Source organism: Kribbella steppae (assembly GCF_004342025.1).
GTDB lineage: Bacteria > Actinomycetota > Actinomycetes > Propionibacteriales > Kribbellaceae > Kribbella > Kribbella steppae.
Genome location: NZ_SLWN01000003.1, coordinates 42,552 through 65,103, shown reverse-complemented (window position 1 = coordinate 65,103; position 22,552 = coordinate 42,552). Strand labels below are relative to the sequence as shown.

General features: G+C 65.7%; 20 protein-coding genes. 10 read left to right on the top strand and 10 right to left on the bottom strand.

The window, feature by feature from the left end; translation table 11 throughout:
- Positions 1-72: 72 nt before the first annotated feature.
- From EV652_RS43985 to EV652_RS46130, 3 genes are all read right to left on the bottom strand, one after another.
- Positions 73-2,085, bottom strand: a complete 2,013-nt coding sequence (locus tag EV652_RS43985; RefSeq protein WP_158441123.1) for an NACHT domain-containing protein — start codon at positions 2,083-2,085, stop codon at positions 73-75.
- A gap of 843 nt (positions 2,086-2,928) precedes the next feature.
- Positions 2,929-3,153 carry a helix-turn-helix domain-containing protein gene (locus tag EV652_RS08915; RefSeq protein ID WP_132208564.1) on the bottom strand — a complete coding sequence of 75 codons (225 nt, stop codon included), beginning with the start codon at positions 3,151-3,153 and terminating at the stop codon, positions 2,929-2,931.
- A 213-nt stretch (positions 3,154-3,366) separates the two neighbouring features.
- Positions 3,367-3,873 (bottom strand): double zinc ribbon domain-containing protein, encoded by a 507-nt coding sequence (locus EV652_RS46130; RefSeq protein WP_369410010.1) that lies wholly within the window; start codon positions 3,871-3,873, stop codon positions 3,367-3,369.
- A 351-nt stretch (positions 3,874-4,224) separates the two neighbouring features.
- On the opposite strand from EV652_RS46130, the gene EV652_RS08900 reads away from it, so the two are divergent.
- From EV652_RS08900 to EV652_RS08890, 3 genes are all read left to right on the top strand, one after another.
- Complete coding sequence (locus EV652_RS08900) at positions 4,225-6,126, top strand: ATP-dependent nuclease (protein WP_206752084.1); 1,902 nt, start codon at positions 4,225-4,227, stop codon at positions 6,124-6,126.
- The gene (locus EV652_RS08895) at positions 6,126-7,658 is read left to right on the top strand and encodes a UvrD-helicase domain-containing protein (protein WP_132208561.1); all 1,533 of its coding nucleotides are present in this window, start codon (positions 6,126-6,128) and stop codon (positions 7,656-7,658) included. Before EV652_RS08900 ends, EV652_RS08895 begins: the two co-directional genes overlap by 1 nt.
- Before the next feature lie 1,776 nt (positions 7,659-9,434).
- On the top strand, positions 9,435-9,752 hold the full coding sequence (locus tag EV652_RS08890; protein WP_132208560.1) for a helix-turn-helix domain-containing protein: 318 nt from the start codon (positions 9,435-9,437) through the stop codon (positions 9,750-9,752).
- A gap of 1,327 nt (positions 9,753-11,079) precedes the next feature.
- Here the strand turns inward: EV652_RS08890 and EV652_RS08880 are convergent.
- Both EV652_RS08880 and EV652_RS08875 read right to left on the bottom strand, forming a co-directional pair.
- On the bottom strand, positions 11,080-11,331 hold the full coding sequence (locus EV652_RS08880) for a type II toxin-antitoxin system RelE family toxin (protein ID WP_132208559.1): 252 nt from the start codon (positions 11,329-11,331) through the stop codon (positions 11,080-11,082).
- Positions 11,328-11,582 (bottom strand): type II toxin-antitoxin system Phd/YefM family antitoxin, encoded by a 255-nt coding sequence (locus EV652_RS08875; RefSeq protein ID WP_132208558.1) that lies wholly within the window; start codon positions 11,580-11,582, stop codon positions 11,328-11,330. The genes EV652_RS08880 and EV652_RS08875 overlap by 4 nt, the downstream gene beginning before the upstream one ends.
- Positions 11,583-11,661: 79 nt before the next feature.
- On the opposite strand from EV652_RS08875, the gene EV652_RS08870 reads away from it, so the two are divergent.
- Positions 11,662-12,096 carry a hypothetical protein gene (locus EV652_RS08870; RefSeq protein ID WP_132208557.1) on the top strand — a complete coding sequence of 145 codons (435 nt, stop codon included), beginning with the start codon at positions 11,662-11,664 and terminating at the stop codon, positions 12,094-12,096.
- Between the two features lie 264 nt (positions 12,097-12,360).
- Here EV652_RS08870 and EV652_RS08865 read toward each other — a convergent pair whose 3' ends face one another.
- The 4 genes from EV652_RS08865 to EV652_RS44530 all read right to left on the bottom strand — a co-directional run bounded on the left by EV652_RS08865 (position 12,361) and on the right by EV652_RS44530 (position 16,787).
- Positions 12,361-12,729 (bottom strand): hypothetical protein, encoded by a 369-nt coding sequence (locus tag EV652_RS08865; RefSeq protein ID WP_132208556.1) that lies wholly within the window; start codon positions 12,727-12,729, stop codon positions 12,361-12,363.
- 137 nt (positions 12,730-12,866) lie between these two features.
- Positions 12,867-13,856: a DUF4238 domain-containing protein gene (locus tag EV652_RS08860; protein WP_132208555.1), complete on the bottom strand. Its 990-nt coding sequence runs from the start codon at positions 13,854-13,856 to the stop codon at positions 12,867-12,869.
- A 98-nt stretch (positions 13,857-13,954) separates the two neighbouring features.
- On the bottom strand, positions 13,955-15,526 hold the full coding sequence (locus tag EV652_RS08855) for a hypothetical protein (RefSeq protein ID WP_132208554.1): 1,572 nt from the start codon (positions 15,524-15,526) through the stop codon (positions 13,955-13,957).
- The gene (locus tag EV652_RS44530; RefSeq protein WP_199238090.1) at positions 15,519-16,787 is read right to left on the bottom strand and encodes a hypothetical protein; all 1,269 of its coding nucleotides are present in this window, start codon (positions 16,785-16,787) and stop codon (positions 15,519-15,521) included. Before EV652_RS44530 ends, EV652_RS08855 begins: the two co-directional genes overlap by 8 nt.
- A 430-nt stretch (positions 16,788-17,217) precedes the next feature.
- Here EV652_RS44530 and EV652_RS08845 point away from each other — a divergent pair, with 430 nt between their 5' ends.
- The gene (locus EV652_RS08845) at positions 17,218-17,610 is read left to right on the top strand and encodes a Panacea domain-containing protein (protein WP_199238089.1); all 393 of its coding nucleotides are present in this window, start codon (positions 17,218-17,220) and stop codon (positions 17,608-17,610) included.
- Positions 17,611-17,613: 3 nt separating this feature from the next.
- Entirely contained in the window at positions 17,614-18,123 is a 510-nt protein-coding gene (locus EV652_RS08840; protein ID WP_132208552.1) for a hypothetical protein, read from the top strand.
- 63 nt (positions 18,124-18,186) lie between these two features.
- Here the strand turns inward: EV652_RS08840 and EV652_RS08835 are convergent, their stop codons facing one another.
- The gene (locus tag EV652_RS08835) at positions 18,187-19,107 is read right to left on the bottom strand and encodes an ATP-dependent DNA ligase (RefSeq protein WP_132208551.1); all 921 of its coding nucleotides are present in this window, start codon (positions 19,105-19,107) and stop codon (positions 18,187-18,189) included.
- Between the two features lie 38 nt (positions 19,108-19,145).
- On the opposite strand from EV652_RS08835, the gene EV652_RS08830 reads away from it, so the two are divergent.
- From EV652_RS08830 to EV652_RS08820, 4 genes are all read left to right on the top strand, one after another.
- Complete coding sequence (locus EV652_RS08830) at positions 19,146-20,324, top strand: tyrosine-type recombinase/integrase (protein ID WP_199238088.1); 1,179 nt, start codon at positions 19,146-19,148, stop codon at positions 20,322-20,324.
- Positions 20,321-21,433, top strand: coding sequence for a hypothetical protein (locus EV652_RS08825; protein WP_132208550.1), 1,113 nt, complete (start codon positions 20,321-20,323; stop codon positions 21,431-21,433). Before EV652_RS08830 ends, EV652_RS08825 begins: the two co-directional genes overlap by 4 nt.
- 33 nt (positions 21,434-21,466) lie before the next feature.
- Positions 21,467-21,634 (top strand): hypothetical protein, encoded by a 168-nt coding sequence (locus EV652_RS43980; RefSeq protein ID WP_158441122.1) that lies wholly within the window; start codon positions 21,467-21,469, stop codon positions 21,632-21,634.
- A 232-nt stretch (positions 21,635-21,866) separates the two neighbouring features.
- Positions 21,867-22,460, top strand: a complete 594-nt coding sequence (locus tag EV652_RS08820) for a PadR family transcriptional regulator (protein WP_132208549.1) — start codon at positions 21,867-21,869, stop codon at positions 22,458-22,460.
- Positions 22,461-22,552: the final 92 nt, after the last annotated feature.

Here is a 22,552-nt window from a genome sequence, read left to right as displayed (position 1 = left end):
GACTCTTTGCGCACAGTCCAGCGGCTTCGCAGATTCGAGATTGATGGTCCGAGCTCTCGATGTGGCGGGTGCCTAGTGGTGTGAGGATTGTCCACCGGTTTGGATCCCGTCTGATGACGGGTCAGCGGCGGGCAGCGGGTGATGGGCCAGGTAGTCCTGCAGTTCCCGGTGACGGAACTGGTAGCCGGTGCTGGCGATCCGAACGATGCCAGCGCGGTAACAGGCGTCTAGGAATTGGCCAAGTCGCCAGGGCAGCCAGTGCTCACCACGTCTGCGGGTACATAGCAGCAGCGCGACGTAACGCCACCCCGCGAGCCCGAACGTGAGCCCGCCCGCGAGCCCCGTTCCGACCGCGACCCCGAGCGCGAACCAGCCCAGTCCAGTCCAGTCCGCGATCGCAATCACGATCGCGGTCGTGAAGGCGAGCCCGAGTACTAGCCCAATCACGAGATCGTCACGGACCATCGATCGCGGCTCCGGCGTCCCGAGGTCGGCTTCTTCTTCGAGCCCGAGTACGAGCCCCCAAATGAGTCCGCCCGCGAGCCCGCCGGCGAGCCCAACCCCGGCCACCAGCCCCAACACGAGGCCAGCCACGAGGCCAGCCACGAGCCCCACCGCGAGCCCGACCGCGAACTCGCGGCGACCGTGTGCGGTGTGCAGTCGTGTGAGGACCAGCCGGTGTGGTTTCGGCCAGATTTCGGAGTACGACAGGCAGCCGAGAAGGAAAGCGATCAGGAACGGCAGCCCGAGCGCCAGCACCAGATCTGCGGAGAACTCGGTGGAGAGCGGACTCAGCATTATCGGGAAGCCGACAAGCCAGGCCACGGCAAGCAGAGCCGGAAACACCATGCGAGGGCGGCGGACACCGGCTAGCGGCCACAACTCGTGTAGCACGATGTCGGTGCCGGACAGTTGCCGCCCGCCGACGCCGCGGCCGCTCGTTGTGTTGTGGTTCAGGTAGCTGGCTATGACTGCCAGCCAGCGATGTGCCTGGGCGGGGTCGAGTGATTGGTCGCCGGCGTTGCGGAAGGCTGCGGGGATGAACGACTCGAGCAGGTGGTCGCGAACTGCGTCCGAGGTGCCCAGCCGAGTGTTGGTCAACTCGTCGGGGTTCCGCAGGAACCTCCCGGTCTTCTTGTCTCGTTGCTCATAGACGGTCAGAGCCAGGGCCAGCCGCCACGGCGTGTCAAGTCCGAAGGTGAGCGGGTGGCCGCGTTTGATGGTCTCCAGGACTGTCTGCCACCGCTTGGCGTCTACGGCCCGGGCAGTGATGAACTTGCGGGCCTGTACTCCGCTCACTGGGCGGATTTCGACCCGTGCAGCGTCCTGAACCCAGGCCAGGTCATCGGTCAGCGCCTGATAGTGCCCGCTGCGGCAGGTCACGATCAGCTCCGCCCTGTTGCTGTAGCGCTGGTAGCTGTTGAATACCTGCAGTGCCTGCCCGGCCCGCGACGCATATCCCGGTCGATCGGTGGGGTCCAATTCGTCGAGCCCGTCCACCACCGGCAGAACCCGGCCGGCGTCCACTAGCGCCTGCGCGGCCCGCTGCGGCAGGCGGTATGCCTCGACTAGGTGGGCAGTCACCCAATTCTTCATCTGCTGCGTAGCAGCAGATGGCTGCATTGACGGTCCGGCGTTCAGATCCCACGACGATGCTGTCAGGCGTATCGGCACCGGATCCCCCGGCATGCGGTTTGCCAGCAACGCCATTATCAGCTCGATCGCCAGGACGGTCTTGCCTGCGCCCGGCGCACCGGTGATCACCATCCTGCGCGGTTGCAGCTCCCAGTAGTAGGCCGCCACCTCGCCCAACCGGCTTTTGGGAGCCGCGCCCGCAGCATTGTGTGCGGGCGCCGGGCGGAAGTCGAACCGCAGGTCGATGGTGCGGCTCGGATCGCCTAGTAGCTGCAGGCGTGCCCGGTCTTCGCGTTTCCCCACCTCGCCGGCCAACTGCTCAGTGAGTACCGCGGTATCTAAATGCTGCCGCCGCCAACCCCGCATCACCACGACCATCCCCGGGATCGCGACCAACAGCGCTGCAAAGCCGATCGCAGCACTCAGCGGGTCGACGTCCCCGAACTCCACTCGGAGTACCGCCCACACCGCTACCCCGACCGTGGCTATCCCCACTACGGCGTACCAAAGTCCACTTAGTCGATGTCCCCTCACAACCACCCATCATGGCGAACCCGATCGCATGCGCACGGTCCTAGTGACGAGTGTCGGTCGCATCTTCGTCGCCTAGCTTGGAATTTGGTCTTGTCGTCGACCCACGGATCACCGAGATCTGGCTTGGCCTGCCCAACGGCACCTGACGTTGCGCGCTCCTGCGTTGGTCGGATGCCAGCGGATGGCGCTACGCCCGTGTCGCCGCTCAGCGACCGGCGACCCGACAATGCGAACCCGCCACTGCGCCAAACGCCGACGCTGCGGATTAAAAGTTGCACGCTCCGCACAGACCAGGCTGTCTCACGCCTGGATCCCTGCACAATCGAGCGTCTGTGCTGTCTGATTTGGCATGTTAGGGCTGCGGTTCATTGACAGCGCCATTGACAGAGCGATCGCCACCCTCGCGTTGAGGTCAGTCAAGGCGGCGTCGGCTTGTGCCTTGTATTACCTCGAGGTTCAGGCCAGCCGGTATCTCGAGCGGCGGCTAGTGAACAATGCACGCAAGACGTTGGAGAAGCAACTTGATGGCAACCGCACGTCGAAAGAGCATAAGGTGCGGATCCGGAAGAAGCTTGAGGAGCTGGAAGAAGCCGTTGCGTCTGCCTAACTGCAGCGAGTGAGACTCCTGAGAAATCCGCCGTCGCCACGCGAGTAGCCGTGGGCGTCACACCGTGGCATCGCTACGCGAATCGCTAGCCCCGTGTTGGTGGCGTCAGCCGGCCGACCATCGACTGCAGGTGACCAGACTCTAAGCCAGGCCTAGGTGCGGCGGCGGTCCAGGCCGAGGACCCGCAGGCCGTCGTCATCCACACCGCGCAGCAGCTCACGGAGATCCACGTCAAGCGCACGACAGAGGGCTATGACGTCCGCGACTGTCACCCGGCGGCGCCCATTCTCGAGGTCTCCCACGACGGGGCGAGACCAGCCCCGCTCGGCGGCCAGATCCTCCTGACGCTCCTGCCGGCGGGCTCGAATGGCGCGCACGTTGGCGGCGACTGTGCGGATGTCGACGCCCGCCGCGATCAGTTCGGTGGCGGAGTAGCGGCGGAGTTTGTGGATGGTGGTCTTGATCTCCAGACGCTCGACCAGCTTGCGGTATCGCTGCCCGACGGAATCTGGGATCAGACGTGCGGAACCGTCGGGGGCGAGGGAGAAGACATAGGCGTCGTCGCGTAGCTCCAGCTCCAGATCTTTCGATCAATAACTGCTGACTACCTTGATGCAACTCCAATTGCCCGTTACTGGGCTGTAACAGCATCTCTCGAGCCAGCAGCGCGTGAAGAATGTTCCTATGTACTCACATTGCCAGCGCGATATGCACTCTGGCTTTTCGCCATACTCCCCTCCAATTTGTCCGGGTAGGTCAGAGAGACCGGGGAACGGACCCCTATCTGTACCTCCCCACCATGCGCGGGAGGCCACTTCGTGCGCTCGATCTCCCCCAGCGGAGCTGCAGCCGCGGCAGCCGCCTGTGCTGCCAGGTTGAGTCGATGGAGCACGCGTGCCCACTTCACCGCCAGGCTCTGTCGACCGCAGGTCCGAACGGCAGTATCGACAGACGATTGCCTCAGGTTGGATTTGCTCCCTACAGAACGGGCAGGTTCCGCCATGAGAAACACGCTCTTCAGGTAAACGTTGCCCGCAATATCTGCAGAGAATAGCCGTTCGTTTTACTTCTTCCTTACAGAACGGGCACTCCTTCATGGGTGGTTGGTTCGCGTCGTCGTTCACAAGAGTCTCCTCCCCTTAGCGCCACCGTACGCCGAACCTGTGGACGACGGCAGTGGATGAACGGTTGCCTTCAGAAGATGCAACACCGGCTCTTGCGAGTAGTCAGACCGCCGCTTGGCTTGGACGCGGTGAAGACGGGGTTCCGGGGAGCCGCCCGACGCGGCATCGATTGCCACAAGCACGCACCACGAACAGCACCAAGTCCGGGGGCAAGTTTGGCCGCGGCGGTTGCATCTACGCTGACCTACTGGCGGCGCACGTTCACGGTGCAGTCGACCTGATTACGTTGACATGCGAAGCGAGGGTGACGTGCATCTGCGGAAGATGACAGTTGAAGGGTTCCGTGCTGCTGCGAACTCGCCGGTGGCGGTGGAATTCCCTGGCCGGTTCAGCCTGGTGGTCGGCTCGAACGGCGTCGGTAAGACGACCATCAACGACTCCATCTACTGGGCTCATCGCGAACGGTTCCCACGCCTGACACCTCCGGACGCGTCGGTCCTCGGGCCGGCTCCCCGCTCGGTCACCATCGAGTACCAACTGGAGGCTGCCGGACAGCCCGAGGGAGCACTGGGCCAGTACCTAGTTTCGACCGGTGGCGGTGCTCCGACCTGGAAGCGGACGCTCGAACGTTCCCTCGGGCGTCTGCGTGCGACAGACATCGACTCCACCGTCGACGGACACGAGCTCACCAGATTGGTGTACTTGCCGGCACTCCGGAACCCGGTCGATGAGCTGTCGCGGCGAGAGGCCACGGTCCTTGTGGAACTGCTACGCGCACAGCAGAAGCGGAATCCGTCGGCCGGCACGCTCGAAGGTGTTCGCCGCACGGCCGAGGATCTGCTGGGAAACCTGACAGTGGAGAAGTTGGTCCGCGAGGTGCAGGACCGCATCGCCAACAACCTGCGCATTCTGACCAGCGGCGTTCGTGAACACCATGCGTTCGTCGGCACCCAGCGCGTTGACGACCAGTACCTCGCACGAGTCCTCGAACTGCTGCTCGCAGCCACAGCCAGCATCAAGGACGCACGGCGCCTCGAGGCGTCCAGCCTCGGGTACGTCAACCTCCTGCACATCGCCGTCACACTGGCCGGGATACCCGACCCAGTATTGAGCCCAGCGCCCACAGCCCCAGAAGACGGCGGCGAACCAGCCCTGGACGGCCAAACGGACCCCGCTCAGGACACTCCAGAGGCCGCCCATGCCCGAATGAACGCGATAGAGGAGGCAGCAACAGAGGAGCAGGACTCCTTCTATCCACGGCTGTTCCACGCGACCCTCCTCATCGAGGAGCCCGAAGCCCACCTGCATCCACAGCTCCAGCACGGCCTCATCCGGTACCTGCGTTCCTCGGTCGCCACGCGCCCGGACCTGCAGGTCATCGTCTCGACCCACGCCGGTGAGATTGTCGCCGCAGCGAAGCCGAACGAGATGGTCGTGGTCCGCCGCGACCGGACCGACAGTGTCGTGTCCAGGCTCATTGCGAACATCCCGTGGGAGGAGAAGCTCGGGAAGAAGATTCGGCGGATGACTGAGCTCCACCTGGATGCCAGCCGGTCCGGAGCGCTCTTCGCCGAGCGGCTGGTGCTTGTCGAAGGCATTACCGAGGCCGCACTGCTGCGGGCGTTCGGCCGCGCATGGGCGGCGGGTGACCAGGCGAAGCTCGCGTTCATCGACGCGCTCTCGGTCGTGCCCATAGGGAACCGCATCGGCGAATGGCCCGTGTACCTACTGGCGCAGCCGGAGCACGAGCTCGCCGCCCAGGTCGCTGTTCTCTCCGACACTGACGCCCGGCCCGAGAATCCCGGTGATCCGATGCCCGAGCCCACGCCGCCGTCATGGCACCAGAACTTTGCCGCCACCGACCACGTCCGATGGTTCTGGTCCAAGCCGACGCTCGAACCAACTTTGGTGGCTGGGAACGAGACCCTCGTAACTAAGGCGATTGAGCGCTGCGGCGCCGACCTTGGGGAACAGCCCACCGCGATGAACGTCGACGAGTTCTTTCGTGAGAAGAAGAACCGCAATCTCAAGGGCGAGTTCGCGTTCGAGCTTGCTGCTCTGTCCGACGAGAACTCCGACGTGGTAACTGTTCCCGAGCAGCTGAAAGAGCTGTTCGACTGGCTGTGGTCCGGTCACGCACCGGAGCCTGAGGCGGCAGACGGCGACGGCGATACCGCTGGCGAAGAGCAGGAGGACGACGCGGTCGCGGACGACGGGAGCGTCTGATGGCGTTCCGCCTGACCGACGAGCAGGTGCTGGCGGCGGCGTCGGATGCGTCGCTGGTCAATATCATCTCCGGGCCCGGGTCCGGGAAGACGACCGTGTCGGCCGCACGATTCGGCTACCTGCACCATAAAGACAGCGACGGCCGCCGCGGCGTCCTTGGGCTGAGCTTTGCCCGGTCGGCCGTTGGCGAGCTGCGCTCACGCATCGTCGCCCGGTGGGGATACAAGATCGTCGAGCTGCCGAACCTCGTGACAACGTTCGACGACTTCCACGTCCGGGTTCTCCACCATCTGCTCGCCCTTGGCCTGGTGACCTGGCCCGGCGGTCACAAGCGCCTCGATGTCATCGACGACTTCCGCGGCATCCACGGCGACTACCGTTTCCTAGCTGCGGGCAGCTACCGCCGCTACGCCGGGTGCAACGCCGCAGGCAGTGTAGACAGCCGAAGTGAGCGCATCGCAGCCCCGACGTACGGGTTCGGACGAGTCGGACCGCATCGAGAGGTTCTCGCAAGCGGCATCGCCAGTCACGAGGACGTCCGTCGGGCATTGCGGTCGGCGATTGTGAAAGTTCCGGGCGTCAAGCAAGCTATCGTGGACTGGCTCGCAGCAAATTTCCGTCACGTCATCGTTGACGAGATCTATGACGCCGACGAGCTCGACATATGGGTCTGCAGAGCGGTCGCGGCGGCGGATGCCACGCTCACTGTGGTCGGCGACCCATGGCAGGCGCTGTACGACTGGCGCGGCGCTACGCCAGACAAGGTGCATTCCAAGCTCCTTGCAACCTATCCGTTCATTCCGTACGAACTGCTCCACTCATTCCGCTTCGCCACCGACCAAACCCTCGAGCTGGCAACGAAGCTTCGAGCAGGCGAGCCGGTCACCGTTCCGCCGACGGCAAGTACAGCGGTCGACGTAGCCCTTGGTCGGCGCTGGGACATGCTGTGGACTGTCGGCGAGAACGTGCTGCCGCTCGCGTTCCGGACGATTGGCAATCGAACCGACGCGGCACTGAACCTACTGCTCGACGAGGTGACCCGCGCAAAACTCGGCCGAACGTCCTTCGGGCGACAGTCCGCGTTGGTGCACCTCGGGATAGTCGAAGAAGGACTCGAGGAGAAGCAGCGCAAACTGCTGCGTCCAATTCTCACAGGACTGATTGAGGGACTTAGCGCTTCGGACGCTCTCGAGATGTTGCGCGACGCTGTCGATGACTTGAGCCCCCGCTCACGTCCAAACCGCCTTCAGGAGAGCAAGGAGGCGGAACGCGTCAAGGAAATTGAGATGCTCCGCGCACGACTAAGTAGCTCAGACTTGATTCCCGGGCTCACCGTGCACCAGGCGAAGGGATGCGAATGGCCCCGAGTTGGAGTGGTACTGACCCGGGCTGATGAGACGAGATTGGCACACGGCCTCACGAACGAAGAACCTGAGCATTGCGTCTTGTACGTAGCGCTCACCCGCGCGAAGTATGTATGCGGCAGCCTTGCACGCCTCGACGAGATCGACTTCGCCGAACAACGCGTCTAGCAACCGTTCAACGAGTCGAGTGGCACGTGCTCAAGGAGGAGGTGGACGGTTCGCATCGCGCCCCGACCAGCCCTTGCCTCCGGCTGCCTGGCCATGCAGCAATGACAAGCCCGCTCGCACCACGGCAGCGGGGAAGGAAGAGCCTGACCGGCGTTTCGCTCGTCAGACGCGGCGCCTCCAGTTGGGGTCGAACCGACGACCTGCTCATTACGAGAAGGAACGTCGGCGTCACATCTGCTCTCTACGAGCGATTTTGGTAACACGGTCGCCCGCAGCAGACGCGAGATTCCCCAGGAGTATCCGACGTTTTGTGCCACGAGTGATGCCACGCGGCGGGCGGCATATCGGTGCGCATCGCCCTACGTACCTGACTGATCCAGTGCCGCACGGATCCAGCTCGGCAACAAGCTGCAAATCCCTGGATCGGCGGCTCGGCCTGTGGTTACCGTGCCGGGATGAACGATGCCCACAGCAACCGTCATACTTCGGGCGCGGGGACCAATGGACTACCCGTCCGCCACCCCCCGCCTGCTCCAGTAGCTCGCCCGCCACTTCCACAGGCCGTCCAGCCTGCCGGCCGTCCGATGCCGACGACCCAGCGACCATCCTCGATCTCTCCTCCCCAGAGTCCTCAACTGCCGCGGTTCATCCGGGAAGTGAAGTCGTCAGCGTGGGTCGAGGTGGCGTTTACTCTGCCATGGTTTGGTGGTCAGTTAACTGCACGAATGGCCCTACCGAGTTGATTCGGCGGGCGGGCCGTCGTGATGACCTGCAACGTGGTTACTGGGGAGCTGCGTTCGTGCGGTGAGTTGATGGTGGGGCGCGTCGCCCTTCCTCGGGTGGGTGCTGTTGTAGTTGGCCGGCAGGAGTCGTTGCCGTGGCTGATGGTCGATGCGGCCAGCCGCGAAGACTGACCTACTCCAGCGCCGGCATCACGCGAGAACCCAAGGCTGGAAGCGCCAAGTCGAGGGTATCGACCTCACCCCTCACCTTCCTCCGCGGTAAACGGACCCAGGCCCGCCGCGCAGTCAACCTCGGCATGCCCACCATCCCGACCCCATGACCTCACCGCACAGCAGGCACGCCACCTGGCTCCTAGCAGCAGCTCGAACCTCTCCCGCGACACCCTCAATATCTGTGGTGATGGGATTAGACATTCACCGGCGACGTGTGTAGTGTTCCTCGTGTTGACAGAGAAGAACAGCGAAGCTGACGTGGACAGCTACCGATCTGTCCAAGAGTGTGATTGTGAAGTAGGAAGGACGGCGGACTCCGCCGGGCCGATCAGTGAAAGGGCTCGGGTTTCACGCCAGGATCCGGTCAGAGTCACTGGAGCCAGTGGTTGGAAGGGGTTCCAGGCCTGACGGATGGAAGTAGAAGTAGCTGTTGCAGTCGCAGTTGTAGTCAGCGGTTGAAGTTCGTAGTAGGTAGTGCGCAGTTCCGTACCAGCAGTAGCAGTAGCTGTTTGTAGTTGAGGTAGCAGTAGGCAGTTGTAGTTCGAGAGAGAAGGGAAGGGATTACACCGTCGGATCGCCCGCCAGTGCCAGTACTTCGCCGGGCGGGTGCCGTAGTTCCATCAGATGGGAAGGTGGTCTTCGGTTACGCATTCAGCGATCCCCGCAGTGACAGCCTTCACGTGGCGCGCTGCGGACATGCAAGGCCGACCTCACGGCCGGTAGATGGTGCCAATCCACAACCCCTGGGCCCCGGTGCTTCGGCACCGGGGCCCTTCGGCATGGAGGTTCGATGACCCCAGACCTGCACACGGAGACCCCGATGAGTTCAACCCCGACAACCGGGCCAGCCAGCTTCGACGACGATGACTACCCCGCTTTCACGATGGGCAGGGCCGCGGACATGCTCGGCACCACGCCAGGGTTCCTGCGGAGCCTGGACGAGGCGAAACTGATCACCCCGCAACGCTCCGAGGGCGGCCACCGCCGCTACTCCCGCTACCAGCTCCGCCTGGCAGCCCGCGCCCGCGAACTCGTCGACCAAGGCACCGCCCTCGAGGCCGCCTGTCGGATCATCATCTTGGAAGACCAACTCGCCGAAGCTCTGCGTATCAATGAAGAGCGGCGGGAACAGGACTAGCCACCGACGACACGGGGATCCGCTGGGCTCCACCGCCCTAGGACGAGGCTCTGCGGAACCCAAACCGCCCTCGCCCAGGGAGTAGTCCGCACGATGGACCTCGACCACGACAAACGATCGCCATCGCCGAAGGCATCCTGATCGAACGGCACCGCATCACCCCGCCCAAAGCCGCCCAGATGCTGGCCGACCTCGCCCCCTGGCGCCGGGGCTGATCAGCACCCCTTAGTGCAGAGAAGGAGCTGGCTCTCGATTCAGTTCCTCGGTGTGCCGAACCGCGCCTTGTACTGGGTGGGTCTCGCGGTCTGGGTCCTGTCCGCGGTTGTGGTCATCGCTCACCCGCGCGTAGAGGATCTGCTGGCGCGGAAGGTGTACCGGCTCCGATCTCCGTCAGCGCTGGAGTCTCAGCGTCTTGGGCCGGCCTGGTGGGCGGTGTGCACGGCGGCCGGCGTTGATCCGAACCGGTATCGGGTGTGGGTCCACGAGGGCCGGAGGCGACCGCACCAGCCACGGCCGGGACGACGGTCGCGGTGACCAGCTGGGCCGTGTACGTGCTGCCGCCCCGGCACCTGGAGGCGGTCCTCGCGCACGAGTTGGCACACCGCCTGGCGATCCCGCGGGTGCTGTGGCTGCTCTTGTACTGGCTCACCCTGCCCGCTCGCCTGATGGGTAAGGCGATCCTGTTCGGCCTCAGGCATCGCGTGCTGTCGCTCCTGGTCAAGGTCGTGATCGGGTTCCTGCTGATCGGCGTGCTGGGCGTGTGGGTCTTCCTCGGCTTCAACCACTACGTGGTCTTCATGCTGTCGCCCTTCCTCGCGCCGCTCGTCGTGCCGTGGGCCGCTCGCGTCCAGGAGAAGCTCGCCGACCAGGCCGCTGCGGACCTCGGGTACGGCGCCCCTCCTGGCGGAGGTCTTCACCGGCCGCGAGTACGAACGCGCACAGTCGTGGGCAACCGCGCCCCGTCAGGGTCTGAAGGCCACTCAGCCGCTCGACACGGAGCGGCTGCGTGCTCTGGAACGACGCCTGGCTACGACACCGCACGACCACGGCCAACCGGGCTGAGCCCAGCTCGAGGCGCCTGTGGATACCTCGATCCTGGGCACGGCCTCAGGGTGCATCCTGTTGTAGCGACCCCCGGGTGCCGGCCACCGGCGCAGCACCCGTCATGCACCGCCCATGCCCGGTTCCGGGGCGAGTACGTCGGAAGGCCACCCGGAGGTCCCTGTCTGCTTGCGCCGACCAAATACGGCTGGGCAGCCGCGAGGAGTGGTCTGTGGTCTGTGGTCTGTGCTCCCTGCCGTTCCGGCGGTGGCAGAAGCGGCGAGCGTCAGCTAGTACGCCCGGCGTGGATGACTACGACGGTCACCGTGGCGTCGTTCACGTCGTACAGAACCCGGTACCGACCGACGTGCATCCGTCGTACGTCAGGTGAGCCATACTCCGCGGTTCCCTCGGGACGCGGCTCGTCGGCCAGCATGTCGACTGCGGCCATGAGCTGCGCCAGACCCTCGGGATCGTCGGCAAGGAACCCGGCGGCCTGGTCGAGCGCTCGTTCGCTCCAGACGATCTCGTAGGTCACGCCCGGCTCATGCCAAGGCGGCGCCTAACCTCGCTGTGCGGAACCGTCCGAAGCTGGCCGGTCGCCTTCTCTGCCTGGTACTGGGCGATCGCGAGCTGGTCTTCGAGGTCTTCCAGCTCCTGGGCGCTGATGATCACCGCAGCCGGCTGGCCGTGGTCGGTGATCGTGGTCCGCTCCCGCCGGGCCGAAGCCCGGCGGACCAGTGCCCCGAGCTGTCCTCGGGCCTCCGAGATCGGCAACGTGTGGCTCATGTACAGAACTGTACACAACATTGATGTTCCTGTACCGGAATCTGGTGACTGTCGGCGCGCGGTGGGATCGTGTTGTGGTATGGAGCTGAGGGGCGATGACTTCGACCGGATTCGGCGTGAGCATCTGCGCGGCGTGCGCGTACGGGACTTCGCCCGGGTGTGGCTGGCGGCCGAGCAACGAGCCGACGCACTGAAGGAGCAGGGCCGCGAAGAGGGCTTCGTGACTGGCGTCGTGTCGGCTTGCCGGTGGATCGCGAATGCTGACGTGACGTACGACGTGCCGGTCAACGGCCGGCGCGGCGGCCTGGCGCTGTCGCCGATCACGCGCGTGCACACGCTGGCGATCGAGGAGCTGATCGAGGAGGAGGCTGTGCAGGCCGAGGTCATGGCGCTTCGGGGTCGCGAGTGGCCTGATTTGCCGGGCTACGTCGCTGGCGTGGATGCCACGTTCGCATGGACCTGGCGGCGTTCTGGGCGTCCACCAATCGAGGTTCCGGACCAGCTCGCCGGCTAGCCCTGGTCCGCGACCCGTTCGAGGTTTAGGCCGCCTGGCCGGCTAACGGCTTCCTCGGCCACCGCTCTCCACCGATCCAGACCCAACGAGTGCTCCCGTGAGTCTCGGGCTGGTAGGCAAGCGGCCACCCACAAAACTCGCCCGCGGTTCGGCCCATCCGTTCAGCGGCCAGGCGTCGTTCCTCCCAGTCGGAGACATAGAAGACCTGCCGGTCCCCTGGACCGCCGACCAGCGTTATCACCGGTTCACGCAACGGACCTGGCATCAGCTCGCCTCCTCCTGTTGCGAGGGAGCCTGCGCGCTCCTGGGCGTCGCGCGGAGGTCATCCTGGTCGATCCAGGCGATCCGCCCATCAGGCTGCCGTACACGGCCGAGCCAGCGGCCGCTTTCGAGGACCCACGCATCCAGCACGCCGGCGCGCTGGAAGGCATCGACCGGCACCGGTGGGCTGACTCGCCGGACGTTCGCCGCGTCGCGCGCACCGTGGACGTCGTACTGCAACTCCAGGTCTGCGGCGACCTCATTTGCCTCAGCCTGCGACAGACCGCTCCCGCGGTGCCCGTTCATGGCGTTGTCCCACACCAGCCACTCAGTGACCCCGTCGCCCGGTCGCACATTGAAGCGTCCAACCATGACCACATCATGACATTAATCGAACTTATGTTCTAGTCCGCTTCCCCCCAGCAGACGCTGGCCCGACACAGGACTAGCCTCGCAGGATGGCCAATGAGGGCTTGCCTGACCTGCATGTGACCGGGTTCTCAGTTGCTTCAGGCGCCGAGTTGCTTGAGTAGATCCTTGACGGTTGGGTCGCTGATAGCCGGGTAGGTGAGCTGCGTCGGCGGTGCTTGAGAGGGCTCCATCGTGATGTTGGGAGGTGGCAGCTTCGGCGGCGCCGACGCGAGGTCAAGGTATGTCGGCCAGCTGCTCGAGGGGGCCTTGATGATGGCATCATCGGCGTTCGCCGCGACCTCCTCGTTCACGGCCCGCGCGAGCTCGGGTCGAAGGATGTGGTCCTGGCCCAGCGGATGCTCTTCCCCGACGAGCAGTCGCGTCGGCGTGATTGGCATCAAGACCGGAGCGCCGGCCGGCAGCAGTCCCTTCCAGCCGCTCTGGAGGGGGTTTAGGGTGGCCACCGGCGCGTCGCCGGTGATCAGCAGGTCATCGGTTGCCGCGAGTACCGTCCAGCTGCGGCATGACAGCGCGGCGGCGAACCCGTCGAAGGTTCGCATGATGGTTCGCAGCCGGGAGTTCTCGTCGCCCAGCGTGCCGTGCGTCTCCGCCATCTGTCTGCCGGCCATCTGCCACTGGTACATCTCGGCGGCGCTCAGATCAGCGGCGTTCAAGCCTTCGGCCTTGAGCAGTTCCAGGGTGAACAGGAACGGTCGCAGGTGCTCGTCGATGTCGCGCATGTGCCCGGCCACCGTCGGGGTGCGAAGCAACTGAGCGGCGACGAACCGGGCGAGGACGCCGGCTTCGCCGCTCCCTTGCAGCGGTCCGGTGGTCGCGCACAGCGCCTTCAGGACCGGAGCCGCGGGGGACTCGATGCTCCTGTCCAGCCAGGCTTCGATGCCGTCGGACTTAGCTCCGCCGGGCATCGAGAAGCTGTAGAACCCCTTGCGGACCGCGACATTTGAGATGTGCAGCCGGTGCTCCGGATGCTGACCGCGACGCCAAACGACAACATGCTTCGTGGCGTCGGCGAACCCGCGGAGGTACGCCCTGGGCACTACGTGCTGATGCTGTGTCGACTTGGCCATCTGTTCGTCCTGAGCTCGTTCTGTGCGGATTTGGCACCCTCACGGTTCCAAGCCAAACCGAGACAGCCGTGACGCGGCGCAGCGGGCGCGGTGCCGGATCAGCTCTGTTTGGGCGCGGCGTCGCGGTCGCCCCGGGCCAGGGCGCCGCGGGAAAAGTCCAGGTCAAGTGCAGGGGTCAGCGCGTCGGCGACTGCCACGCCGGCGACGTCCTCCAGGCACCGCCGGGCCACGTTGAGCATGTATCGGTGCTCCTGGGTGAACAGGTGGTCGAAGGCGGGGGCCCGGTGGGCCTGCCCGCCGACGAGCGCCTCGAAGACCGCAAGCTCGGTGGTCTGCAGCATCTGCCGCGCGACAGCGGGATTCGCGCGGAGCTTCTCGACCAGATCGATGTACCGCGGCGCCCACCCCGGCGGGGTGGTGACGGTCGCCTTGAGCGAGGGGAAGTCGACATTCAGACGCTTGGCGCCGGCCTCCCGGTAGGCGGCGTGCACCCGCTCCAGGGAGTAGGCCACCAGCGCATCGGCCCGACCCAGGATCGACAGGACCTGCTCGTCTTCCGGGTTGCCGGTAACCAGTGCACGCCTGGTCCGCTCGAGCAAGTCGGCCGATGACATCTCATCGAGCTTACCGGCGTCCGCGAGCGCAGCCGCGATCAGCACGACTAGGGCGTGACCCGCCAGCACCACCCGCGTCGGGTTCGGCAGCACGCCGCCTCCATCGACCGCACGGCCTAGCGACGCAACAGCACGCAGGATCTGGTGTGGCACCGAGCGCAGCGCGTCGAATCGGAGGAACGCGACCAGATCAGGCGGGATGTGTCCCAGGCCCTTGAGTTGGGTATCGGTGCGTTTTTCAGCGGCGAGGCACTCGGCGCCATCGACGTGCCCGAACCGCTCGGGCAGCCATGCATGCGCTGCCTCACGACTGGCAAGGGTGGCGACGTCAAGGGTTCGCAGGCCGAGTGCGCGCGCCAGCCCGCGACCGCGCCGCGAGACCGTCTGGCGGACGAGAACAGCGCGCTCGAAGCCGAGGAACCGCTGCAACCCGGCGAGCCACAGGAGGCGGTCGGGTTCGCCGGCCTGGCCTTTGCCGCTCTTGCACTCGAGGATGGAGCGCGAGATCCGCAACCGCCCATCGACGTCGACCGCAAGGACGTCGATGTCGGTGAGGACATCCCGGCCAGAGTCTGCATCGACACGGATAGGCACGCGCAGCCGGACCAGCGCGCCGTCGTTGAACTCGGTGCGGCCGACCCGCCGCTCCAGGTCCCCGCCCGGATCGGCGGCTTGGTCCGTGTCACCACCCTCAGCCCGAGCAGCGGCCCCTCCGCCTGAGCGTTTGCGGCCCCGGCTGCGTCCGGGCCCCCGGGCGGTCGAGGTCGGGGAAGCCAGGCGCTTGAGCGGGCCGGGTCCCGGGGCCAAGTCCGCTGGGCCATCAGCCGCAATGGTCTCGCCCGGACCGGGCGTATTCCCGATCACCGGCTTGGCGACGTCGGTTCCCGTGGCGGTCTCCGTCGCGATCTGCGGCGCCGACGGTTCGGCCTGCTCGCCGCCTCGCTGCTGAGCAGACCCCTGCACCGTCTCCGCCGCCTTCTCGTCGGCGGGCGTCGCCTCGGCCGGCGTGCCGGTGGTGGGCTGGACGTCATCGAAGGGTACCTCGTCGTCAGACACCGAACGCACCTCCTGAGGCGACGTCGCGCAGAGCAGCGATGAGGCGGGCTGCCTCACGGTCGTCGGTATCTGCCACAGAAGCCATCTTCGCGCGTTCCCGCTCGACGTGGCTGTAGCTCCGCTGGTCGCCGAGGTTCTGCAGGCTGCCGGCATCACCTCGGTTCGTGGACCCGCGGGAGTCGATGATCGACAGCGCGGATTCGGCGATGTCGGACTGAAGAAGGACCATCCGGAACGTTCCGGAGCGTCCACCTGGGACGACCTGGATAGTGCCGGCCGTCTCGAGCATCGGATAGTCGGTCCCGATGTTGGAGACGTTGCCGGCCTCGCCGTCGCGGATCAGCGTGTACAGGAACCCTCCCGGGCTGTGCAGCTTCCATGAGGCGAACGTCGAGGCGTAGATCATGCTGCCGACCAACTGCCGCACATGCCCGGAAGGATCGGTGAGCGCAGTGCCGAAGGCGTCGCGTTTCAGGTGTGGGCTGAACAAGAATCTCTCCTCAGACCCATCCGAGGTCTGTACGATCGACCTCTCGACCAGCCCCTGCGAGACGGCGAAGTCGATCCAACGCTGCTCGGTCGAGGTCACGTGCTTCTCCGGGATGCCCGGTGCGACGGCGATCTCCTCCAACAGCGCTCCGACCTCCATGCTCGCGCGTGCATCCTGAGCCCGGAGTGCGGCGGTGGCCGCCTGCTGGTCGTTGGTCCAGATGTTCGGATTGAAGACCACGGGCCGATCGACCTCGTGCTCGATGCGGCGCACCAGATTGACCGCCTCCAGGTGCCCGAGCGCAGCGGTGGCAGCCTCCTCGCCCCACTGGATCGCGGCTTGGATGGCGGCCTCCACCGGCAGAGGCTGGCGGCTCGTGGCGCGGATGAGCTCGAGCGCCGCGCGCTGGACAGAGCTGACGAGCAGGATGTCCAGGAGCCGGGACGCGTCGGCGATGAGGACCTCGTTCGGCGGGATCAGTGCCTCGACGCTGACCAGCCGGTTCTCTGCGTCGCGGCGGCACTCGACCCAGCCCAGCTGCTCCATGGTGGGCAAAACGTCGCGGTGAAGCTGCCGCGTTCCGACGCGGGCCTCGATGGCGATCGCCTCGATCCGATTGCCGGTGGAGACCTGGGAGTTCCGCAAGCGCCACGCCAACTCGTAGACCTGGCCGGCGAACTGCAACGAGTCGAGGGCAGCATGCGAGGGCGACACTTCGTAGGCCGACAGGTGGCGGCCCAGACCCAGAAGGAGCTCGGCGTCGGAGAGCATTGGCGACCACTTTTCATGAGGTGAGCGAGCCGCGTCAGCCTAGTGAACAAACTCGTCCAGCGGCCAGCCGATACGCCAACCGATCATCGGGACCGACCAGCGGGCCACCCAGTGGTCCCGACGCGCAAATGCGCATCGCAAGCCCGAACGCTCCGTGGAATGAGCGCGGGTACGGTGGACATCGCATGAGGTCGACAATCGAACACCTGTTCGATAGACTGTATCCATCGCGCCCAATCGACGCAACAACGTGATCGGCGCCAAGCCGTTCGCGGTCGTCGGTGGCATGGACGTGCGCTACGGTGGACAACGTGTGGGGAACCTGTGCACAACCTGTGGATAACTCGTGCGGTCGGAGAAGGGGGTAAGTATGGCTACTGCGCATGATGTAGCGGCGTACATCCTCGATCGCCTCGGTGGCATGAGCGCTATGAAGCTTGAGAAGCTGGTCTACTACTCGAAAGCCTGGCACCTCGTGTGGGAAGAGCGCTCCCTCTTCTCCGAGCGCATTGAGGCTTGGGCGAACGGACCGGTGGTTCGGGATCTATACCGCAATCACCGTGGCCTGTTCACGGTCTCGGAGTGGCCGAGCGGTGACCCGAAGCAGCTCGATAAAGGCGAGCGCGAGTCCATCGACGCAGTCCTCGACTACTACGCACCCATGACAGCCCACCAGCTCAGCGAGCTGACGCATCGTGAGGGTCCCTGGATTGCAGCTCGCGAGCGAGCGCACGCCCGCCCGGGAGAGTGGTCATCGGCGGAAATCCTCGAAGCCGATATGCACGAGTACTACGACGGCCTGACCTCCGCGAGCACTGACTGACCGATGGCGCCCGGCAATAAAGGCGGCAAGGGCAACAAGCAACCTCGATCCGCACCATACGCGCCAGCTACGAAGAAGCCTGGTTCATACCAATCACCTGCGGCGGACAAGCAGCCCCGCCGCCTCGCGGACCCCGATGATCCAGCATGGCGAGAGCGCAAGCCCCACTGGGCGTTCGCCGACGTCGATCACGACGGCGACTGGTGTTTTGACAGCATGGAAACGGCGAAGCTCATCGAGGTGCTCGGCAAACTAGGCAACATCGAGTCCATGACCTGGAAAGAGCTGCTAGCTCCAGACAACATCCTGGCCAAGCAGTACGAGGTCGAGAAGATGCCAGCGCACGCACAGAAGCGCTTGACGGACATCAACAGGGCAGACCTCACCCAGCTTGTTCGATTCCAACTGAGCGGCAAGAATCGCTTGTACGGCTTTCTGGTGGACCACGTGTTCCACGTGCTTTGGTGGGATCCAGAGCACCAGGTGTGGCCCTCCAAGCTCAGACATACCTGAACGGCGCGAGCTGGCAGCTCCCAAGCCACTGGTCGAGCGCCGCGGTCCGTCTGGGGCCCATGATCAGCCAGCCTCGCTGGGCTCAGAGAGTGTCGGGACGTCGTCTGGCTGCATGTCTGCTCGGTACCGTACGTACCGCAGGCCGTGGCGCCATTGGCCGGCCTGCATCGCTGCGTCGGCCAGGACCTCGACCACGACGTCAGGGCGGACCTTTGTCAGTGGCTTCTTCGAGTCCTTGCCACCCCAGAGCACCGACGCGATCTCGTCCGGCCACGGATGCCCGCGCGTCGCGGGACGCAGGACGGCGCCGAGCTGGTGGGAATCCGCGACGCTGAGCGGCACCGTCCGCCCCACCATCACGAGCTCGCCGGCCCGGTATCGGCCGGCGATCACCACCTCGGGACGATCGATCGGGCCGATAACGCCGCCGACGATCACCTCTCGGGTTTCGCGGTGCTTGACCTTGACCCAGGCGTCTCTGCGGCCGGGGGTGTAGCGGGTGGCGGCGCCTTTGACGACGAGCCCTTCCACTCCCATCGCGGCGGGCAGCACCTCAAACCACTGCCTCGCGTCGTCGACATCGCTGGTGACGGGAGTCAGTTGCAGCGGCGGCGCCCAGCCTGCGGCCAGTTGCTCAAGTCGCTGGCGGCGAGCTGTCCAACGCTGCGTGCGTAGATCGACTCCGCCGATCGCCAGCAGGTCGAAGGCCGCGTAGGCGGCAGGTAGCTGGGCTGCCTTGGCGCGGGCCTTGGCCGGGCTGGTGACGAGGCGTTGCTGGAGAGCATCGAAGCTGAGCCGGCCGTCTGCACCGAGGATGACCAGTTCACCGTCCAGGACCGATCCGTCGGGGAGCTGCTTCTCTGCGGCGGCGACGATGTCGGGGAACCGGTCGCTGATGTCGTTGCGGTTACGGGTCCACAACCGCGCCGTGCTGCCACGGCGTACCACGGCGACCCGGCTAGTTGACTGAACTCTTCTGAGCATCAGTTGGTGCTACCGCAGGTGTCGGGAGAGGGTGTGGCGTGCCAGTTGCTGAGCCGGGTCGCGTGGTGGGGTTTGAGTCGGGTCTGCGGTGGCGGGTGTTGTTCCCCGAGCTCGAGCATGTGGCGGCGTCGGGGTATCTCCGTGAGCTGGCGGCTTCGGATTGCAGTCCGGCGACGCTGCGCAGCTACGCGTTCGATCTGTTGCGCTGGTTCAGATTCCTGCATCGCCAGTACACGCCGTGGGAGCGGGCAGAGCGGCTGGATGTGCGGTCGTTCGTCGAGTGGTTGCAGCAGGCCCCGAACCCGCAGCGAGTCCGGCGCCGGCCCGACGCGCCGCCGCCGGGTTCGGTGAACCCGGTGACCGGCAAGCCGGTGCTTGCGGCGACGTACGCCAGTCGCACGATCAATCATCAGCTGAGTGTCTTGTTCGGCTTCTACGAGTGGGCTTGCTCGACTGATGCTGGACCGCTGGTGAACCCGGTGCCGGCGCAGCGCGGTCGCGGTGGCGAGCGGCTGCATGCGCACCACAATCCGATGGAGAACTTCGTGGTACACCGGCGGGCCACGTATCGGCAGAAGACACCTCGGCCGGTGTGGCGGGCGATCCCCGACGAGGCGGCCGAAGCGCTGTTCGGCACGCTTCGCAGTCACCGCGACCGCGCGTTGGTGTCGTTCTGGCTGTCGAGCGGTGCCCGTGCGAGCGAGCTGGTGGGGCTGAAGCACGACGGCGATGTGGACGCGGGCGCGAACACGATCACGGTGACTAGCAAGGGCAGCCGCCTGCGGGAGACGATCCCGGCCAGCGTCGACTCATTCGTCTGGCTCGCGCTCTATCTGAATGAAGAACGACCGCCCGTCACGCCGGGTGGCCCAGTGTGGTGGACCCGGCAGGGAACGCCACGCCCTCTGACATACCACGCCGCCCGGGCGGTGCTTCAGCGCGCGAACGCAGCGCTGGGCTCGAACTGGACCCTGCACGATTTCCGGCACACCGCGGCGGCGCGGATGCTGTCTGATCCGGCGTTCACGCTGTTCGACGTGCAGACGGTCCTCCGGCACGTGAGCGTGACGACGACCCAGATCTACGCTCAGCCGCGCCTGGAGGAGCTCGTCGGAAAGGTCCTCGAACACTACGCCCGGCCCCGGGTCGACGGACCGGTGATCGGGCCGGCCTACGACGCCGCGGCCGTCCTGGAGCTGCTGGGGATCGGCGCGTGACGGGCCAGAGCGCAGCTCGGGGCGGCGGTAAGGCGATCTTGGAGTCACGGCGTCGCGCGAACCAGACCCGCAAGGCCGCTGGGCCGTCGACCAAACTGCTGTCGCTGGGCACTGTCGCGCCAGATCCTCGTGTCGATGCCAACGGCCGGATTGTGAAGACGCGCGCCTACGACCTGGGGTCGCCGCCACCGCTGCTGCCCGGCGACGCTGCGGGCCACTTGGTGCAGGGGCTGGACCGGGACGCGACGGTCGGCTTCGTGCTGGGTCACCTCGGCGACTCGTTCCGGATCAAGCCCGTGCGGCCGGCAATCCGCAGGGTTCTGGAGTGGCTGGAGCAGTTTCCCGGCGACAGCTGGGAAGAGCGGTGGCTGTCCAGCGGCGCAGACTCGGCACCGCGGGCCTGGCGCAGCGCGGTGGTCGGCTCGGACGAGGCCCTGCAGCGCAAGATCGGCTACGCGGCGAACGCGTTGATGGCCGGTCGCGTGCTGCGGCCGTCGTACGGGTGGCAGCTGGAATCGCGAGCCGGTGCGCACCTGCCGGCCAAGATGCTGACGGTCAACGACCCCGAGGCCGCGGCACGGCTTCGGGCTCTCCCGACCTACCGCGACGCGTTGCTGCGGCACCAGTTCGACGCCGAGGGCTGCCTGTCGCGGGTGATGATCCGGACCGGGCGGCGCCTGGACCAGCTGGAAGGCGAGCAACTGCTCCACTATGCCGACGTCGTGAAGACGTCAGGGCGGCACCGCCGCGAGCACCTGGCGTGGGAGCTGATGGTCGCCTTGGGCCCGTTCGCGGGTGAGCCGGCGACGCTGCGGGCGGCGTGGTCGGCCAAAGGCAACACCCGCCAGCACTCCGCGGCAACGCTCGTCGACCGGTACGGCATCCCGCCTTCGGGCGTGCGGGACGTGCTGGTCGACTACCTCAGCGAGATCAAAGCGGGGATGGACTACGGGTCACTGCAAGGCCTGGCCTACCGGCTTGCGCGGCTGTTCTGGTGGGAGGTGCTGCAGATCAACCCGGATCAGAAGGATCTGCGGCTCGCTCCGGTGACAGCCGCGACCTGGTGGCTTTGGAGGTCTCCACCAGCACCGTTTGTAGGTCAGTGCTGACACCACCCGGACCAGGAGGGCACCCTAGTGTTGGTGGGAGTTGACACCACCCTGGCGGGCGCGCAAGCGGAGCTCGTAGAGCAGGCCAAGTGGCGGGAGCACCCCAATCGGGACACCCCCGAGCACGTCCGCGATCAGGCCGAACTGTGGGCGGGACAGGCACGCACCGAACTGGAGTGGGCGAAGAGCCTGAGCAAGTGACTGTCTGAGGGCGCCTACACCATGGCCGATGATCCGGGTTCGTGGCGAACGGTCCCCGATCACCTCAAGATGCGCGCCTAATCAACCTTGACTAGACGTTTCTTCCTCGTGTACTTTGGCCAAGTAGTCAAACTGGACTAGTCTCTACCAATCCGTTCGCAACACGGGAGAAGGAATCGAACCCATGGGAAAGCTCGCGATCGAGACGAGAGGGTTGAGCGGAGGTGGGCGCATGTCGGCGACGAAGCTCCTGGTACTCGGTATCGTGCACCTCTCCGGCGGCGCGCATGGCTACCAGGTGCGGTCCGAACTGCAGAGCTGGGGTGCGGAGAGTTGGGCCAAGATCAAGCCCGGCTCGATTTATCACGCGCTGAAGAAGGCGGCGGCTGATGGCCTCCTCACCGAACACGCCGAGCCGGGCAACTCCGGGCCGGAGCGCGTTCTGTACCGCGCGACAGCTCGGGGACGTGACGAGATGGTCGAACTGGTCCGCGACGGTCTGCGGCGCACCCACGACCCGGACATGCTCAACGCGTCCATCGCCATGTTGCCCATGCTGACCAGGACAGATGCCATCGCGCAGGTTAACGAGCGGGTCGCGCGACTGGAAGCGGAGCTCGTAGTGCAGGCCGAGTGGCGGGAGCACCCCAATCGGGACACCCCCGAGCACGTCCGCGATCAGGCCGAACTGTGGGCGGGACAGGCACGCACCGAACTGGAGTGGGCGAAGAGCCTGAGCAAACGACTGTCTGAGGGCGCCTACGCCATGGCCGATGATCCGGGTTCGTGGCGAACGGTCCCCGATCACCTCAAGATGCGCGTCTAATCAACTTGACTAGACGTTTCGTCCTTGTCTGCTCTGGCCAAGTAGTCAAACTTGACTAGCTCACCAATCCGTTCGCAACGCCGAGAGAAGGA